This window comes from Allobosea sp. Root670 (assembly GCF_001429415.1).
Classification (GTDB): domain Bacteria; phylum Pseudomonadota; class Alphaproteobacteria; order Rhizobiales; family Beijerinckiaceae; genus Allobosea; species Allobosea robiniae.
In genome coordinates this window covers 52,276-69,147 of record NZ_LMJU01000001.1, presented here as the reverse complement: position 1 = coordinate 69,147, position 16,872 = coordinate 52,276, and the positions used below count along the sequence as shown (strand labels likewise).

At 67.1% G+C, this 16,872-nt stretch carries 14 protein-coding genes; 6 read left to right on the top strand and 8 right to left on the bottom strand.

Features of this window, described 5'->3' with window-relative positions; all coding sequences use genetic code 11:
- Nucleotides 1-5: 5 nt before the first annotated feature.
- Nucleotides 6-1,316 carry an HlyD family type I secretion periplasmic adaptor subunit gene (locus ASE61_RS00290; RefSeq protein ID WP_244492676.1) on the top strand — a complete coding sequence of 437 codons (1,311 nt, stop codon included), beginning with the start codon at nucleotides 6-8 and terminating at the stop codon, nucleotides 1,314-1,316.
- Between the two features lie 584 nt (nucleotides 1,317-1,900).
- Here ASE61_RS00290 and ASE61_RS27345 read toward each other — a convergent pair.
- A complete protein-coding gene (locus ASE61_RS27345; RefSeq protein WP_274532837.1) occupies nucleotides 1,901-2,032 on the bottom strand; it encodes a hypothetical protein in 132 nt (43 codons plus the stop codon).
- Between the two features lie 73 nt (nucleotides 2,033-2,105).
- Nucleotides 2,106-3,047, bottom strand: a complete 942-nt coding sequence (locus ASE61_RS00285) for a LysR substrate-binding domain-containing protein (RefSeq protein ID WP_061963537.1) — start codon at nucleotides 3,045-3,047, stop codon at nucleotides 2,106-2,108.
- Nucleotides 3,048-3,212: 165 nt separating this feature from the next.
- On the opposite strand from ASE61_RS00285, the gene ASE61_RS00280 reads away from it, so the two are divergent.
- Nucleotides 3,213-5,267: an FAD-dependent oxidoreductase gene (locus tag ASE61_RS00280; protein WP_244492675.1), complete on the top strand. Its 2,055-nt coding sequence runs from the start codon at nucleotides 3,213-3,215 to the stop codon at nucleotides 5,265-5,267.
- 13 nt (nucleotides 5,268-5,280) lie between these two features.
- Here the strand turns inward: ASE61_RS00280 and ASE61_RS00275 are convergent, their stop codons facing one another.
- Entirely contained in the window at nucleotides 5,281-6,423 is a 1,143-nt protein-coding gene (locus ASE61_RS00275) for an NAD(P)/FAD-dependent oxidoreductase (protein WP_061963535.1), read from the bottom strand.
- 183 nt (nucleotides 6,424-6,606) lie between these two features.
- On the opposite strand from ASE61_RS00275, the gene ASE61_RS00270 reads away from it, so the two are divergent.
- From ASE61_RS00270 to ASE61_RS00255, 4 genes are read left to right on the top strand one after another with little or no spacing between them, the layout of a single operon-like run.
- Nucleotides 6,607-8,670 carry a hydantoinase/oxoprolinase family protein gene (locus ASE61_RS00270; RefSeq protein WP_061963533.1) on the top strand — a complete coding sequence of 688 codons (2,064 nt, stop codon included), beginning with the start codon at nucleotides 6,607-6,609 and terminating at the stop codon, nucleotides 8,668-8,670.
- 5 nt (nucleotides 8,671-8,675) lie between these two features.
- On the top strand, nucleotides 8,676-10,664 hold the full coding sequence (locus ASE61_RS00265) for a hydantoinase B/oxoprolinase family protein (RefSeq protein WP_061965429.1): 1,989 nt from the start codon (nucleotides 8,676-8,678) through the stop codon (nucleotides 10,662-10,664).
- 2 nt (nucleotides 10,665-10,666) lie between these two features.
- Nucleotides 10,667-10,978, top strand: a complete 312-nt coding sequence (locus ASE61_RS00260) for a (2Fe-2S)-binding protein (RefSeq protein WP_061963531.1) — start codon at nucleotides 10,667-10,669, stop codon at nucleotides 10,976-10,978.
- Entirely contained in the window at nucleotides 10,975-12,357 is a 1,383-nt protein-coding gene (locus tag ASE61_RS00255; protein WP_061965427.1) for an NAD(P)/FAD-dependent oxidoreductase, read from the top strand. The genes ASE61_RS00260 and ASE61_RS00255 overlap by 4 nt, the downstream gene beginning before the upstream one ends.
- Before the next feature lie 10 nt (nucleotides 12,358-12,367).
- On the opposite strand, the gene ASE61_RS00250 is transcribed toward ASE61_RS00255, so the two are convergent.
- The 5 genes from ASE61_RS00250 to ASE61_RS00230 all read right to left on the bottom strand — a co-directional run bounded on the left by ASE61_RS00250 (nucleotide 12,368) and on the right by ASE61_RS00230 (nucleotide 16,832).
- Complete coding sequence (locus tag ASE61_RS00250) at nucleotides 12,368-13,267, bottom strand: LysR family transcriptional regulator (RefSeq protein ID WP_061963529.1); 900 nt, start codon at nucleotides 13,265-13,267, stop codon at nucleotides 12,368-12,370.
- 88 nt (nucleotides 13,268-13,355) lie between these two features.
- Nucleotides 13,356-14,666, bottom strand: a complete 1,311-nt coding sequence (locus ASE61_RS00245; protein ID WP_061963527.1) for an NAD(P)/FAD-dependent oxidoreductase — start codon at nucleotides 14,664-14,666, stop codon at nucleotides 13,356-13,358.
- 10 nt (nucleotides 14,667-14,676) lie between these two features.
- Nucleotides 14,677-15,405, bottom strand: a complete 729-nt coding sequence (locus ASE61_RS00240; protein WP_061965425.1) for an amino acid ABC transporter ATP-binding protein — start codon at nucleotides 15,403-15,405, stop codon at nucleotides 14,677-14,679.
- Nucleotides 15,406-15,407: 2 nt separating this feature from the next.
- Entirely contained in the window at nucleotides 15,408-16,064 is a 657-nt protein-coding gene (locus ASE61_RS00235; protein ID WP_061963525.1) for an amino acid ABC transporter permease, read from the bottom strand.
- 21 nt (nucleotides 16,065-16,085) lie between these two features.
- Entirely contained in the window at nucleotides 16,086-16,832 is a 747-nt protein-coding gene (locus ASE61_RS00230) for an ABC transporter substrate-binding protein (RefSeq protein WP_061963523.1), read from the bottom strand.
- Nucleotides 16,833-16,872: the final 40 nt, after the last annotated feature.

Genomic DNA, 16,872 nt, shown 5'->3' with positions numbered 1-16,872 from the left:
GAATATTGGACGACGTCTCTCACCCCACGCGGCTTTCGATCCAGCGCCATGTTCTGGCGGTCGGAATCAGCCTTGGAACCCTGCTGATCGGCGTGGGCGGATGGGCTGCGACAACCGAGTTTTCAGGCGCGGTGGTCGCGCATGGTTCGCTCGTTGTCGAGTCGGAAGTGAAGAAGGTGCAGCACCCCACTGGCGGGGTCATCAGCGAGTTGCGCGTCCGGGACGGTGACCGCGTCAAAGCAGGCGACGTCATTATCCGCCTCGACGAAACCGTGACGCAGGCCAACCTCGCCGTCGTGAGCAAGGCTCTCAACGAGGCCCTCGCGCAACAAGCGCGACTCGAAGCCGAGCGCGACGGAGCTACCGAAGTCGCCTTTCCCCGCGAGCTGTCGACAGCAGCAGAAAGATCGCCGGATGTCGCAGCACTCCTGAGCGGAGAGCGCAGGCTCTTCGAGCTGCGAGGGACAGCGCGATCGGGCTTGAAGGCCCAGCACCTCGAACGCATCGGCCAGATGCGGGATCAGATCCGGGCCTTTTCGGAGCAGATCGTCGCGAAGGACCGCGAAGCCAGCCTCATCGCGCAGGAGCTCGAGGGCGTGCGCGACCTTCACAGCAAGAAGCTCGTTTCGATCACCCGATTGAACGCCCTGGAGCGGGATGCTGCACGTATCACCGGCGAGAAAGGCACCCTGGTCTCATCAGTGGCTCAGGCCAAAGGCAGGATCACTGAGACCGAGCTGCAGATCCTTCAGATCGATGAGGATCTTCGCACCGAAGTCGGCAAGACGCTCGCCGATCTTCGTGGCAAGATTTCCGAGCTGGTTGAACGGAAAGTCACAGCGGAGGACCAGCTCAAGCGCGTGGATATCCGGGCTCCCCAATCCGGCACCGTGCACCAGATGGCGGTTCACACAATTGGCGGCGTCGCCTCTCCGGGCGAAACCTTGATGCTGATCGTGCCCGCCTCTGATCGTCTGACGGTGCAGGCGAGGGTGCGGCCTCAGGATATCGAGCAGGTATACTCTGGACAGCGCGCCGGGTTGCGCTTCTCGGCCCTCAACCAGCGGACCACGCCTGAGATCGAGGGCGAAGTGTCCCGCGTATCTCCCGATCTCACCGTCGATCAGCGGACTGGGCAAGACTTCTACACCCTTCGCGTCGCCATCCTGGACGGCGAACTCGCACGACTCCAGGGGGCCAAGGTCGGGCCGGGCATGCCCGTCGAGGTTTTTGTGCGCACGCAGCAGAGGACGGTTTTCTCCTATTTCGCCAAGCCGCTTGCGGACCAGATCGCGCGAGCATTCCGGGAGAGATAGGCGCCGAGCCCTCGGAGTCGAACGCGCAGTTCTGATCGGCGGGGAGTTGCTTCGGAGCCTCCGCCCCAACGTCCCCTGCCGGGTCCTCGACCCCACATCAGCCATCGAACCGGTGTCGAGGGCAGGCCGGCTCACGATCGAACCGGTCATCCGTGATCTTGCCAACCATCAAGAATTTTTTCTTGAGATAGGCTCGACTACGGACTTGGTCGCAAGGGGCGCTGAAGTTGCCTCCGGACATGCTGGGAGACGCACATGCTAGGTGTGACAACCTTATCGAAATTCGCGTGCGATGATTGTGGCAGCATCTCCGTCATTCTTCCTACGGAGCTCATCGACTCGGCTCTTGTACGGTGCAGCGGCTGCGGTCGCGATTACGGTCGCTGGGGAGAGTTCAAGCAGGAGGTGGACCAAATCATCTCCGCAGAACCACGTCGGATGAACGGCAACAACCATCACTTTCAGGTTGGTTTGGATTCTTAGGACGACGATTTCCGAGATGGATGACTGCAGACGGTGCTCTTGTTGCTGATTCCATCGCGGTTTCCGGGATGGACGACGGCGATCGCACATCGTTTGGTCGGTCAGGAGCAGCTTTCGTCCTCGCCGAACGCCATGGAACGGAACTCGCGGAAATTCTTGCCCAGCACGCCCGCAACGGTTTCGGCATTCCCCTGAAGGCATCGTGGCGTGCCGGGCTCGAGGTTGCCCTGCATCCGCGCTGGGCCATCGGCGTGATGCCGCACGCCCTGGCGACAGGCAGGTTGTTCTCCCGGCATTCCGGCAAACTCAGCGCGGGCGAAAGGTCTCGTCCAACGCCTCGAGTTCCCGGGCGAGATTGCTGCGAAGCCAGAGCGCGACCTCGGCGACGATCGGGTTGAGGGGCCTCGACCGGGGCGCGATCAGGCTGTGGTGCCGGCCGGTCCGGATGACGAGGTCCGAAGCCGGCACCAATGTGCCCTTCACCAGGCTGCTCGACACGACGCTCAGCCAGCCCAGGGCGATGCCGTCCCCGTTCAGCGCCGCCTGGAGGATGACGGAATAGTCCGTGAACTCGTGCCAGACCCCTTTGGAGGCGTTGCGATGGGCGACATTGCCCCATTCCCTGGCCCATTCATGCGTGGCGTGGTCGCTCAGCCAGAGAAACACATGCCCGGCGCCGTCGCCTCGGTGATCCAGCTTGCCGCGCGCCTCGAGATAGGCGGGGCTGCAGACCGGGAAGACGATCTCGGGCGCAAAGGACCAGCGATGGTAGTTCGGGTCATCGTCCGCGATGATGCGTGTCGCCAGGTCGACATTGTCGGGCACGCCGCGCAGGACGCCCGGGATCAGATCGAACCGGATATCGATCTGCGGAAAGGCGGCATGGAATTCGCCGAGGCGTGGCAGCAGCCAATGGGCCACGAAAGAGCTCGACATAGACAGTGTGACGATGGGCTTTGTCCCGTGCTGTCGTCGCTGGATCGCCTCGATGGTTTCCGCGATGCGTCCGACGGCATCGCCGACGACGGCGTAGAGGTCGCTGCCGTCCACGGTCATTGCTAGACCACGGGCGCGCCGCTCGAATAGCTTCGCTCCGATGGCGGCTTCCAGTTCCGCGACGCTGCGGCTGGCGGAAGGCTGGCTGACGTTGAATTCCGCTGCCGCGGCGGTGAAGCTGCCGGTCCGGGCCGCGGCTTCGAATACCAGAAGCCCGCGTGCGGACGGGACGAGACGGGACAGTTGAGCCATACGCTGAGCGTATGCTTCTCCCAGGCTTTTTCAATCTGTTCCTGTTCCAGGAACATCGTCATCATCGGCGTCGACGGGCCCGGGATCGGGCCGGCGCCTCCTGCATCGTCGAGGCCGCGGGGTGGCGTTGTACCAATACTGGTTCGGCCACAGAGGGATCATTCGGTGAACGAGGCCATCGTCACAGCAGATCGTCGTTCGGCTGTCGCCGGCGACCCCCTGCTTCAACCCTTCGCGATCAAGAGCCTCCGGCTGCGCAACCGCATCGTCAGCACCAGCCATGCCTCGATGCTGGACGAAGGCGGCCTGCCGCTCGAACGCTATCAGCGCTATCACGAGGAAAAGGCCCGCGGCGGCCTCGCCATGACGATGATCGGCGGCTCCGCCATGACCTCGCCGGATTCCAGCTGGGGTGGCGGCCAGCTCGATCTCTCCAGTGACCGCATCATTCCGCATCTGGCGGCGCTGTCCGAGCGCATTCACGGCCATGGCGCCGCCGTGATGTGCCAGGTGTCGCATCTCGGTCGCCGCGCCACCTCCTATGGCTGGAACTGGCTTCCGGTGCTGGCGCCTTCGCGCGTCAGGGAAACGCGCAACCGCAATTTCCCCAAGGAGATGGACGACGCGGATATCGCGCGGATCATCCGGGACTATGCCGATGCGGCGCTGCGCTGCCTGCAGGGCGGGCTCGACGGCGTCGAGACCGTGACCGGAGGCCATCTGATCGGCCAGTTCCTCTCGCCGCGCACCAACAAGCGCGCGGATGGTTTCGGCGGCTCGGCCGAGAACCGGGCGCGCTTCGGGCTCATGGTCCACGAGGCGATCCGCAAGCGCGTTGGCGACGAGGCGATCGTCGGCATCCGCTTCGTGATCGACGAGGGCGTCGCAGACGGTTCGGATTTCGACGATTGCCTCGAGCTTGCCCGGATCTTCGAACGCGAAGGCCATATCGATTATTTCAACTGCATCTATGGCCGCATGGATACCGACCTCGCGCTGGCCGAGGACAACATGCCCGGCCTATTCCAGCGAAACGCGCCCTATCTCGCTTCGGTGGCGCAGTTCCGCCGCGAGACGAAGCTGCCCTTGATCCATGCCGGCGGCATCCGCGACGTGGCGACCGCGCGCCATACGATCCGCGAGGGGGTCGTCGACCTCGTCGGCATGACCCGTGCCCATATCGCCGACCCGCATCTGGTCAACAAGATCAGGCGCGGGGAGGAGGAGCGCATCAGGCCCTGCGTTGGCGCCTCGTACTGCCTCTACAAGAAGGTCAACTGTATCCATAACGCCGCCAGCGGTCGCGAAACCGTGCTCGGCCATGAGGTCGCGCCGACCTCGCGCCGGCTGAAGGCCGTGGTGGTCGGCGGCGGACCGGCCGGGCTCGAAGCCGCGCGTGTCTGCGCCGAGCGGGGGCATTCGGTCGTGCTGTTCGAGGCTGGGGCGAAGCTCGGCGGGCAGTTGCTCGTCGCCACGGCTGCCGAGGAGCGCCGCGACCTGATCGGCATCGTCGATTGGCGCATCGCCGAGCTGGAACGGCTCGGCGTCGATGTCCGGACGAATTGCTATGCCGAGGCCGATGCGGTTCGCGCCGAGATGCCGGATCTCGTGATCGTCGCCACCGGCGGCATTCCCGATACCGACTGGTTCGAAGGTTCGGACCTCTGCGACAGCGTCTGGGATGTGCTGACCGGCACGGTGCCGGGCAAGGCCGACGTGCTCGTCTATGACGGCACCGGCCGGCAGGCGGCGGCGTCCTGTGCGCTACAGCTCGCCCGGCAGGGCAAGGCCGTCTGCATCGCGACGCCCGACGACGCACTAGCCGTAGAGATGTCCTATATCGACAAGTCGAGCTTCCGGAAGCGCTTCGCCGAACTCGGCATCCGCTCGCTCGTCGATGTCAGGCTGGAGAAGGTCGAGCGCCGCGGCAACGCGCTGCAGGCCACGTTCCGCAACGAGTTGACCGGCGCGGAAACCCAGGTCGAGGCCAGCCAGGTCGTCGTCGAATACGGCACGCTGCCGGCCGCCGAGATCTATCACGACCTGCGGCATCTTTCCGCCAATGACGGAGTGACCGATATCGCCTTCATGCTCGGCAGCGCGGAGGCGGCCGCTCCTGCGCCGGGAGGCTTCCTCCTGCACCGCATCGGCGACGCGGTCTCGAGCCGGGACCTCTATTCCGCGATCTACGAGGCCTATCGGCTCTGCTCGAAGCTCTGAGCGGTCGTCAGGATCAAGCCGCGGCGGGGCTGCGGCCGCTTTCCGCCTTGGCGAAGCGCTCGATCCGGAAGTCGTGGAGCGGGATCTCCGTGGTGCCCGTCGCGATCAATTCGGCCATCGTGTCGCCGACGCCCGGACCGAGCTGGAAGCCGTGCCCGCTGAAGCCGAAGGCGTGGAACAGGCCCGGCGTCGTGTCCGATGGACCCATGACCGGCAGCATGTCGGCGAGATAGCCTTCGCAGCCCGACCAGGTGCGGATCACCGAGACTTTCTCCAGGGCCGGCAGCAATTGCCTGAGCGCGCGAAGCTGCGCCGGCAGCCGCGCCGGATCGGCCCTGGCATGGCCGGGATCGAGATTGACATCGACGCGCTCGGCTGCACCGCCGAAGACGATGTTGCCGCGCTCGACCTGCCGGAAATAGGCGTCGGTTCCGTGGCGACGGGTCCAGATGCCGACGACCGGCAGGATGCGATGGGGCAGGGGCTCGGTGACGCCCATCTGCGGCCCGCGCGGGGTGAGGGGAACCGGCTCGCCGAATTGCGCGGCGATCTGCATGCCCCAGGCACCGGCGGTGTTGAGCAGCTTGCCGGCCTCGAACACGCCCTTCGACGTGGAAACGCGGAAACCGGTTTCCGTCTTCTCGATGCGGCCGACCTCGCAGTCCTCGACGATCTCCGCACCGAGCCGCCGCGCCGCATCGGCGAAGGCCGGCGCGATCAGGCGCGGATTGCCGGAGCCGTCATGCGGGGAAAAGGAAGCCGCGATCGCTCCGGGGCCGAGACCGGGAAAGCGCGCGCGGATCTCGTTGGCACCGAGTTCCTCCAGCTCGAGCCCCCAGGGCCGTGCGGCATCGGCATAGGCGCGCATGTCCACCAGCGCGTCCTCCTCGAAGACTAGCCGGAGATGGCCGGTGGAGCGGAATTCGACGTCGCGGCCGAGCAGGCGCTCCGCCTCGCCCCAGAGTGTGCGGGAGCGATGCGCCAGCGGCAATTGCGTGAGATGCCGGCCGGTCCGGCGGATATTGCCGAAGGAGGCGACGGTGGCGCCCGTTCCGACACGGTTGCGTTCGATCAGCGTGACCTTCAGGCCGCGCCGTCTCAGGAAGAAGGTTGCGGCAGTCCCCATCAGGCCGCCGCCGAGCACGATCACATCCATGTCCAGCCTCTTGCCGCAAAGGCGGCAATGTCCACGCCACCGAACCTGACGCGGGCGCACGGAACCGTCAAAGACGCGATGGCCGGCAGGTCATAAGTCCAACCTATGGTCCTGCCCCGCATGTCTCTTGGACCACGCCGCCGCTTCCATGTCAGCTTCCGGCCGCCAGCAAGAGGAGCGGACATGGACGGCGGAACTGTGCCGAGTGCGGACTGGAAGGTCGGTGTCGATATCGGCGGCACCTTCATCGATTTCTGCGCGCTCGAAACGCATTCGGGCCAGGTCGCGTCGCTGAAGGTGCTGACGACGCCGGACGATCCCGGCGCGGAGCTGATGACCGGCCTCTCGCTGCTGACCGAGCGCGAGGGTCTCGATCCCCGCGCCGTCACCCGCTTCGTCCACGGCACGACGGTCGGCGTCAACACCATCATCCAGCGCAAGGGGGCGCCGCTTGCGCTCTTCACCAACGCCGGCTTCGAGGATGTGATCGAGCTCGCCCGGCTGCGCATGCCCGAGACCTATTCGCTGTTCTGCTGCCGCCCGGAGCAGCTCATCACCCGCGACAGGGTGTTCGGCATCCCGGCGCGCATGCGCTCTGACGGGCGCGAGACGGTCAGGCCCGATCTCGACGAGGTCGCAGCCGCTGTCGCTTCGGCGAAGGCGCGGGGCGCCGTCGGCATCGTCATCGCCTTCCTGCACGCCTGGCGCGACGGCGCGCAGGAGGAGGCGGTCAAGGCCGAGATCGCCCGGCTGGCTCCGGAACTCTTCGTCTTCACCTCGGCCGAGGTCTGGCCGGTCATCCGCGAATACGAGCGGACGACGACGGCGATTCTCAACGCCTATGTGCACCCCCGCATCGCCGGCTACCTGACGGCGCTGGAACAGCGGCTCGCGGATCGTGGCGTGCCGGCCCGCGCGCTCCTGACCAAGTCGAATGGCGGGGTGATGAACGCTGGCGAGGGCAAGCGCGCCTGCGTCTCCATGCTGCTCTCGGGCACCGCCTCGGGCGTCATCGGGGCGACCTGGTTCGCGCGACAGGCCGGAGAGAAGCGGGTCCTGACGCTCGATATCGGCGGCACCTCGGCCGATTTCGCCCTGATCATCGACGGCGAGCCCCAATACGGCACCGGCGAGATGATCGGCGAGTTCCCGCTCTATATCCCCTCCGTCTCGGTGAGCTCGATCGGCATCGGTGGCGGCTCGATCGCCTCGGTCGACGGACAGGGCGTGCTGCGCGTCGGGCCGGAATCGGCCGGTTCGACGCCGGGGCCGGCCTGCTATGGCCGCGGCGGCGAGCAGGCGACCGTCACCGACGCGATGGTGGTCTGCGGCTGGCTCGGCCATAGCGAGATGGCCTATGGCCAGTTGAAGATGGATGCCGGCCTCGCCCGCGCTGCCGTCGGGCGGCTGGCCGAAAAGCTCGGGCGGCCGCTGGAGGACACGGCGCAGGCGATCCTCGACATCGCCGTTTCCGAGATGTTCGTCGAGGTCGAGAAGCTGTCCTCGCGGGCTGGCGTCGACCTGAAGGATTTCACCCTGATGCCCTTCGGCGGCGGCGGCCCGATGCTCGGTGCCTTCCTCGCACGCGAGCTCGGCATGAACAGGTTGCTGGCGCCGCGCCGGCCGGGCGTCGTCTCCGCGCTGGGCGGCCTCGTCGCCGATCTGCGCGGCGATTTCGTCCGCACGCTTTTCGCCGAACTCTCGGCTGCGGTTTTGCCGCAACTGAAGGCGGCAGCGGCCGTGATGATCCAGGATGGGCGCAACTGGCTGGCGGCCCAGGGGCATGCCGGCCCCGCCGATCTCAGGTTTTCGGCGGATATGCGCTATGTCGGCCAGAGCTACGAGATCGAGGTCCCCTTGCTGCCAGCCTGGCTGGAGGCCGGCGACCCGGCGGCAATTGCCGCCGAGTTCCATCGCACGCATGCGCGCATCTACGATTTCGACGATCCGGATGGGCGCGTCGAGATCGTGAACCTGCGCCTCTCGGCCATCGGCGCCGGCCCGGCTCTCGCTTTCCCGGAGGCCGAGGCGGTCGATGCGGTCGCCGTACCGGAGCGCGAGCTGACGATCCATACCGGCGGCGCCCGGAGGGCTGTCGGCCTTTATCGCCGGGCCGACTTGAAACCCGGCAGCCGTTTCGCCGGGCCGGCCGTCGTCGCGCAGGAGGATACCACCGTCGCCATCCCCGCCGGAGCCACGGCGCGGATCGACAGCCATCTCAACCTGCACCTGACCTTCGCGGAGTGATGCCGATGTTCGACCGGATGAAGCTTCAGGTGCTCGCCAATCATGCGCGCGCCGCCGCCGAGAACATGGCGCATACGCTGCATCGCACGGCCCATTCCGCCTTCGTCAAGGAGACGGAGGATTTCACGGTGATGTTGATCAGCCGGCGCGGCGACACCTTCGCCGTGCCGATGGAGCTGGGCGCGACCTGGTACCCCGGGCTGTCCTGGGCGCCAGCACTGGCGATGGTCGACGATTACAAGCCGGGCGACGTCGCCTTCACCAACGATCCCTATTCCTGCTTCGTCGCCACCCACGCACCCGACACCCATCTCTGGAAGCCGGTCTTCCACGGGGGCGAGATCGTCGCCTGGACCGGCGGCCACATCCACAACACCGATATGGGCGGCGCGGTGCCCGCCTCGCTCTCGCGGGCGCTGACCGAGATCCATCAGGAGGGCATCCGCTTCCCGCCGATGAAGCTCGTCAACGAAGGCGTCTTCGACGAGCAGATCCTCAGGATCATGACGACCAATGTGCGCAAGCCGGACCTCAACATCGGCGACATCAAGGCACTGGTCGGCGCGCTCAACACCGGCGAGCGCAAGGTGCTGGCGATGATCGAGAAGTTCGGCCGTGATGCTTTCCTTGAAGGCGTCGACGCGCTGCTCGACCACGCCGAGGCGCAGGCGCGCGAGGTGCTGCGCGGCATGCCGGACGGCACCTGGGAGTTCGCCGACTATGCCGACGAGGACTCGGTCGAGGCCAATCCCTGCCGCCTGAAGCTCAAGCTCACCATCCGCGGCGACGAGGCGGTACTGGACTTCACCGGCTCCGATCCGCAACTCGGCTCCTCGCTCAACGTGCCGAGCGGCGGCAATCCCCGGCATACGATCCTGCTGGTCGGGGTCTACTACGTGCTCTACACGCTGAACCCGAAGATCCTGCTCAATACCGGGCTGACGCGCCCCTTCACCTGCATTGCGCCCGAGGGGACGGTCCTGAACCCGGTCTTCCCGGCGGCGGTCGGCATGCGCTCGCTCACCTGTGCGCGTTTGCGCTCGGTGATCTTCGGGGCGTTCTCCCAGGCTGTGCCGGAACGGCTGCCGGCCGCGCCCGCCGGCAACAATTGCATCGTCAACGTGATGACCACCGACGAGCGCACCAGCCGGACCGTCATCGCCGCGGTCAACCCGGTGGTGGGCGGCGGCGGCGGCATGCCCCATCGCGACGGCACCAACGGTTCGGGCGCCGACGCGGCCTACCTCAAGAACACGCCGATCGAGATCACCGAGACCGAGACGCCGGTGGAATTCGTCAAATACGGGCTGGCGCAGGACAGCGGCGGCGCCGGGCGCTGGCGCGGTGGCCTTGCCACCGAAATGGCGTTCCGCGTGTTCGCGCCCGACAGCCGCATCACCGCCCGCAACCGGGACCGCAGCTTCTTCCGGCCTTGGGGCGTGCTGGGCGGAAAGGCCGCGGGCCTCTCCGACATGGTGGTCAACCCGGGGCAGCCGGAAGCGCGGCGGCTCGGCAATATCGATACCGCCGTCCTCCAGCCCGGCGACGTGCTGGAAATCCGCTCGGCCGGCGGCGGTGGCCGGGGGCACCCGTTCGACCGCGAGGCCTGGCGCGTCGCGGAGGATGTCGTGCGTGGCTATGTCTCGCCGGAAGCGGCGGAGCGGGATTACGGCGTCGTCATGCAAGGCGAAGTCCTGGACGAGGAAGCGACGAAGGCAAGGCGCGCCGACCGCTCGCCGGTATCCGGCCATTTCCACTTCGGCCCGGAGCGCGAGGGCTACGAGGCGCAATGGACGCCCGGCGCCTATGACAGGCTGACGGCGATCCTCGCCGGCCTGCCGACCCATTGGCGCTTCTTCGCCAAGACCGAGATCTTCCGTCGCATGACCGGCAGGGTCGGTGCCCAGGGTGTGGATGAGGCCTTTGCCGCAGCCAGGGTCCGGTTTCCCGAGATGCCGCAGCCTCGGCTATCCTATGCCGAGGCTGCGGAATAACCATGGCTGCAGGAAAGGCGATGGGGCGGCTGGTTCGGCTGACGGAGATGGATCGCGCGCCGCTGCGCTTCGTCCTCGACGGCAGCGAGCATCGCGCCCTGGCGGGCGACACCGTGCTCAGCGCGGTGCTCTCGGTTGCGCCGGCTTTGCGCCGTTCCGAGTTCGGCCCGGAGCCTCGCGCCGGCTTCTGCCTGATGGGCGCCTGCCAGGATTGCTGGATCTGGCAGGAGGATGGGCCGCGGCTGCGGGCCTGCTCGACGCCTCTGGTTGAAGGCATGCGCCTCCTGTCCGACATTCCCGGCGATTGGCCGTGAGCGGTCCCGACGAACTGCGCGTGGTCGTCGTCGGCGCGGGACCTGCCGGCATCCGCGCCGCTGAGACATTGGTCGCCGCAGGCCTGAAGCCCGTTGTCATCGACGAGGGCGAGCGGGCGGGCGGCCAGATCTATCGCAGGCCGCCGCAAGGCTTCACGCGCCCGCCCGAGACCCTCTACGGCTCGGAGGCCGCGAAGGCGGTCGCGCTGCACGAGACCTTCGACGCCATGGCGGCGGCAGGCCGCCTCGCTCATCATCCCCGCAGCTCCGTCGTCGCCATCGCGGACGGGCGGTTGCAGGTGCTCGACGGGGCGGGTTCGCGCTGGATCGCCTATGATCGGCTGATCCTCGCGACCGGAGCGATGGATCGCGTCATGCCCGTGCCGGGCTGGGAGAATGCGGGCGTCTACGGGCTCGGCGCGATGCAGATCGCCTTGAAGGCGCAAGGGGCGGCGCTGGGGCGGCGCCTCGTTCTGGCGGGGTCGGGGCCGCTCTTGACCCTGCTCGCGGTGCAGTTGCTGAAGGCCGGGGCAGGGATCGCGGCGGTGCTGGACACGGCGCCCATTCGCCGGCAGTTGCGCGGCTTTCCCGGTCTGTCGGCGAGGCCGCTCTTTGCCTTGCGCGGGTTGATGATGCGCCGGCGCCTTGCCGGGCTCTACCATGCCGGTGTCCAACTGGAGCGTATCGAGGCCGATGAGCGCGGCCCGGTTGCCTTGCTCTGGCGCGACGCACGTGGCCGGGAGCAGCGCACGGCCTGCGATGCGGTCGGCCTGGGCTGGCATCTGCGGGCGGAGACCCGCCTCGCGGACCTGGCGGGTTGCGATTTCGCCTATGACGAAACCTGGCGGCAATGGATGCCGAAGGCCGATGCGGTCGGCCGGGCGATACCGGGCATCTATCTTGCCGGTGACGGCCTCCGGATTCTCGGCGCCGACGGGGCTGAGGTCGCCGGCCGCCTGGCCGCCGCGGCATGCTTGCAGGACCTTGGCTTGCCGGCACCGGACATGGCGGGCGACAGGCGCCGTCTCTCGCGATTGAGCCGCTTCGCACGCGGCGTCGCCGAGGCCTTTCCCTGGCCGGCCGAGACGGCGGCGGGATTGCCTGATCAGACGGTGATCTGCCGGTGCGAAGGCGTGACGGCCGGCGAATTGCGCAAGACCGTCGATTTCGGCGGCGGCGAGGTCAATCGCGCGAAATCGCTGGGGCGTGTCGGCATGGGGCGCTGCCAGGGACGCTATTGCGAGATCGCCGCGGCGGAGATCGTCGCCGACAGCGCGGGCCATGGTTGTGTCGCAGCGGCGGGCCGGCTGCGCGGCCAGGCCCCGGTGAGGCCGGTTCCGGTCGCAGCCTTGCTTCAGGATGCGGTTGTCGAGGGGTAGAGCGGCGTATTCAGGCGTTGCCGGGCCGGCCGAGGTCCCGGCAGGCGGCGCGCAGGCAATCGCGCATCAATTCATGGCTGGCCGAAAGCGGCCGGTCATTGCTGGTCAGGATCGCGATCGGTACCTCGATCCGGGGCTCGAACGGCCGGGTCACGACGCCGTTGAACTGCTCCCAGGGCAGGAGGCTGTCGACGATGGCGATGCCCAGCCCGTCGCGCACATAGGGCAGGGCCGTGATCGACAGATCGATCTCGATCGCCGGTGCATAGGCGAAATCCTCGGCTTCCGCCGAGGCGGCCAGCAGCCGGCCCGGCAAGGTGTCAGCGCGATAGGAGATCAGGGTCTCGTCGCTGATATCGGCGAAACGGACGCAGTCCAGCCCCGCCAGCCGATGCTCGGACGAGACGACGCAGACCAGCGTGGCGCGCCCCACCGTCTCGGCGTGGATGCCGGCATGCGGCAGGTTGTTCATGGCGATGCCGAGCGACACCTCGCCATTGCGCAGCATCTCGACGATGGCCGTCTGCGAGGCGATCAGCGAGCGCACCACGATCTCGGGATGCTCCTCCCTGAAGGCGGTCAGGGCGCGCGGCACGATCGACATGGAGGGCGGCGCCGAGGCGGCGAGCCGGACGAGGCCGGTGCGGCCGTGCCGCATGTCGATCGTCCGGCGCCTGAGCGCATCGAGCTCGCCGAAGATGTGCTCGGCCTGGGAGTAGAGCTCCTCGGCCTCCTGCGTCGGCACCAGCCGGCCGCGCACGCGGTTGAACAGCTTGAAGCCGAGCTGGTCCTCGGCATGGAGCAGGATCTGGCTCAGCGCCGGCTGCGAGATGTTCAGCATCGCGGCCGCGCCGGTCACCGTGCCGCAGCGCATCAGCGTGCAGAAGACTTCGAGTTGGCGCGCCCGCATCTGTCGTCCCATCAACGGCGATAGCGCAGACATCGCCGCCGTCGAGGCGGATGTCCAGTCTCAACCGCCGCTGGGCGTTCTCCCCGATCTATCGCTGGTCCCAGCGATCGCGCATTTCGTAGAAGAGCACGGCGAGCGGCAGGAACCAGGGCTTGCCGTAATAGAGCGGCCGGCTGCGGAAGGGCAGGTCGGCATAGGCGCTGGGTGCGTCCGTGCTGCCGAGCATGCGCTGGGCGATCCTGTGGCCGAACCAGCTCGCCCGCGCGATGCCGGTGCCATTGTAGCCGCAGGCGTAGAAGACGCCGTCCTGCTCGCCGAGATGGGGCAGCTTGTCGAAGGTGAAGCCGGTCTGACCGTGCCAGTAATGCGTGATCGGCGTCCGTTCCAGCTCGGGGAAGACCTGCAGCATCTGCTTGCGCAAATGGGTAGCATTGGCGTGGCCGACATCCTCGCCGGTCACCTTGAGCACGCGCCCGCCGAAGAGAATCCGGGTCCCGTCGGGCGAGGGGCGGTAATAGGTCACGACGCGCTGGCTGCCCGCCAGCATGCGCCGCTTCGGCATGAGGCGATCCATCACCTCGGCCGGGAGCTGTCCGGTCGCGATCAGCGCGCTGCGGATCGGAATGATCCGCCGTTGCAGGAAGGGCAGGAGCGCTCCGGTATAGCCGTTGGTCGCGACGAGGAGCTGCTTCGCCGTGATCGTCCGCTTCCCGACGGAGAGGCTGAACCCACCGGCCTGCGACGCAATGGCCGTGACGCGGGCGCCGCCGATGATCTGCACGCCGAGGCGGCGTGCAGCCTCGGCAAGGCCGGCGACATAGCGGGCCGGGTGCAAGCCGGCATAACCGGGCATGGCGAGGCCGCCATGGTAGAGCTCGGTTCCGATTTCGCCCTGCTGCTCGGCGCGCGGGACCAGGTAGGCATCGCAGGGCATGACCTGCCGGATGCGGTCGAGATTGCGCCCCATCGCCTCATAGAGGCGCGGCGTCATCGCGCCCCGGAAATAGCCGACCACCGCGAGATCGCAGGCGATGGCTTCGCGGGCCACCACATCCTTGACGTGCTGAAGGGCGAGGAAGCTTTCCTCGACGATGGCACGCGCCTTGTCCGGCCCATAGGCCATCGCGGTGTCGAAGGTGGCCCAGCCCGGGCCGAGCATGCCGCCATTGCGGGAGGAGGCGCCCCAGCCGGGCGCTTCCGCATCCAGCACGGTGACCTGCTTGCCGGCCCGGGCCAGCGTCAGCGCGGCGTTGAGCCCGGTGAAGCCGGCCCCCACGATCACGACTTCGCTCTGCGCCGGCAGTTCGGTCGCTGCCGGGGCTGCCGGTTTCGCAGCATCCCACCAATAGGGTGTGTCGACCGCATCATCGCTGAAGAACGGGCCGGTCAGGCGAGCCATGCGTATGTCCTCACGAAGGCAGGATGCGCCGCAGGAAATCCTGCGTACGCGGGTTCTGCGGACGGCTTAGAACTTCGTCGGGCGGCCCTTCTTCGACGAGGACGCCACCATCGAGGAACAGCACGCGGTCGGCGACCTCGCGGGCAAAGCCCATCTCATGGGTGACGACGACCATCGTCATGCCTTCGTCGGCGAGCGACCGCATGACGGCGAGGACCTCGCCGACGAGCTCCGGATCGAGCGCCGATGTCGGCTCGTCGAACAGGATCGCGTCGGGCTTCATGCCGAGCGCACGCGCGATCGCGACGCGCTGCTGCTGGCCGCCGGAGAGCTGGGCGGGATAGGCGTCGATCTTGGCGCCGAGCCCGACACGGGTGAGCAGATCCCGCGAGCGCTTCAGCACCTCCTCGCGCGGCTCCTTCTTCACGAAGATCGGGCCTTCCGCGACATTTTCCAGTGCTGTCCGGTGTGGAAACAGGTTGAAGCGCTGGAACACCATGGCGACGCGGGTCCGCAACTGCCGGATGGCGGAGGATCCTGTGTCGACCCGTTGCCCGTGTACCGCGATCGAGCCGCCCTGATAGGTCTCGAGGCCGTTGATGCAGCGCAGGAGGGTCGACTTGCCGGAGCCGGACGGTCCGATGATGCAGACCACCTCGCCCTTCTCGACCGAGAAGGAGACATCGTGGATGACCTCGACCGTGCCGAAGGATTTTCTGATGTTGCGCAGTTCAATGATGCTCATCGGGCCTGCCTCAGGCGGCGTTCGAGCCAGCCGTTGAAGGCGGTGAGCGGCAGGCTCATCGCGAGGTAGATCAGGGCGACCATCGTGAAGATCGTGGTGTTCTCGAAGGTGGAGGATGCCAGCAGCTTGCCCTGCAGAGAGAGCTCCGCGACGGTGATCGTCGAGGCGAGCGAGGAATCCTTGAGCAGCATGACCATGGTGCTGCCATAGGGCGGGAGCGCCACGCGGATCGCCTGGGGCAGGACGACGCGCCGCATCAGCAGGCCCCAGCCCATGCCGATCGAAAGCGCTGCTTCCGTCTGGCCGCGGTCGATCGCCTCGATGCCGGAGCGGAAGACTTCGGCCATATAAGGCGAATAGGCGATGCCGAGGCCGATGATGGCGGCCTGGACGGCCGTCAGCGACAGGCCGAGATCCGGCAGCACGAAGTAGATGTAGAAGAGGGTGACGATACCCGGGATGCCGCGCACGATGACGATGATCGTGCGCGCCGTCCAGGCGAGCGGCGCGATGCCGCTCACCCGCATGAAGGCCCAGACCAGGCCCAGCGCCGTCGCGAGGACGAAGGCGCCGAGCGTGACCAGCAGCGTGAGGTAGACGCCCTGCATCAGGATCGGCAGGTATGTCGGAACCTGGCTGAGAAAATGCGTCATGACTGGATCGATGGCGCGCGCTCAGAGACCCCACTTTTTCAGGATCGTCTCGAAGCGGCCGTCCTTCTTCATGTTCGCGAGGCTGGTGTTGATCTTCCCCAGCAGCTCGGCATTGCCCTGCTTGACGGCGATGTTGATCGGTCCCGGCACCGAGGGCTTGTAGGACTTGACCAGCCGCAGTTGCGGGAAGCGCCCTTGCGCAAGGTTGTAGGCCAGGATCGGATAGTCGCCGATGCCGGCATCGAGCCGGCCGTTGGAGACGTCGCGCAGGATGTCGGGCAGGCTGTCATAGGCGCCGACCTCGGCTGGCGCGCCCGAGGCCTTGAGGGCGTCGATATAGCGCGTGCCGATCTGGCCGCCGACCTTCTTGCCCTTGAGATCCGCGAAGCCGGCATAATCCTTGGAGTCGTCCGACTTGACCACGAGACCCTCGCCATAGGCGTAGACGTCCTCGCTGAAGTCGACGACCTTGGCACGCTCCGGCGAGCCGTACATGGCGGCGGAAATGATATCGATCTTGCCGGAGGTCAGCGAGGCGATCAGGGTCGAGAACTGCATCGGCTGGATCTCGACCTTGAAGCCGGCGTCCTTGCCGATCTCCTCGATCACGTCGACCATCATCCCCTGGATGGTGTTCGTCTTGGCGTCGAGGAAGGTGAACGGCGTGCCCGTCGGCGTCGAACCGACCTTGTAGACCGTCTGTGCCTGGGCGGTCGCCGCGGCGGCCATCATGGCGAGCGCCGCGACCGTTGTCCTGAACCCGATCATCCCATTCCCCTTTTTGCTTCGAATTCGCTCGTCTTTCCGA

What these genes read in the sequence shown, in the direction of transcription:
- ASE61_RS27345 (WP_274532837.1), bottom strand. Translation starts at nt 2,032, where the DNA reads ATGCAGGGCAACCTCGAGCCCGGCACGCCACGATGCCTTCAGGGGAAT.
- ASE61_RS00285 (WP_061963537.1), bottom strand. Translation starts at nt 3,047, where the DNA reads ATGGCTCAACTGTCCCGTCTCGTCCCGTCCGCACGCGGGCTTCTGGTA.
- ASE61_RS00275 (WP_061963535.1), bottom strand. Translation starts at nt 6,423, where the DNA reads ATGGATGTGATCGTGCTCGGCGGCGGCCTGATGGGGACTGCCGCAACC.
- ASE61_RS00270 (WP_061963533.1), top strand. Translation starts at nt 6,607, where the DNA reads ATGGACGGCGGAACTGTGCCGAGTGCGGACTGGAAGGTCGGTGTCGAT.
- ASE61_RS00265 (WP_061965429.1), top strand. Translation starts at nt 8,676, where the DNA reads ATGTTCGACCGGATGAAGCTTCAGGTGCTCGCCAATCATGCGCGCGCC.
- ASE61_RS00260 (WP_061963531.1), top strand. Translation starts at nt 10,667, where the DNA reads ATGGCTGCAGGAAAGGCGATGGGGCGGCTGGTTCGGCTGACGGAGATG.
- ASE61_RS00250 (WP_061963529.1), bottom strand. Translation starts at nt 13,267, where the DNA reads ATGCGGGCGCGCCAACTCGAAGTCTTCTGCACGCTGATGCGCTGCGGC.
- ASE61_RS00245 (WP_061963527.1), bottom strand. Translation starts at nt 14,666, where the DNA reads ATGGCTCGCCTGACCGGCCCGTTCTTCAGCGATGATGCGGTCGACACA.
- ASE61_RS00235 (WP_061963525.1), bottom strand. Translation starts at nt 16,064, where the DNA reads ATGACGCATTTTCTCAGCCAGGTTCCGACATACCTGCCGATCCTGATG.
- ASE61_RS00230 (WP_061963523.1), bottom strand. Translation starts at nt 16,832, where the DNA reads ATGATCGGGTTCAGGACAACGGTCGCGGCGCTCGCCATGATGGCCGCC.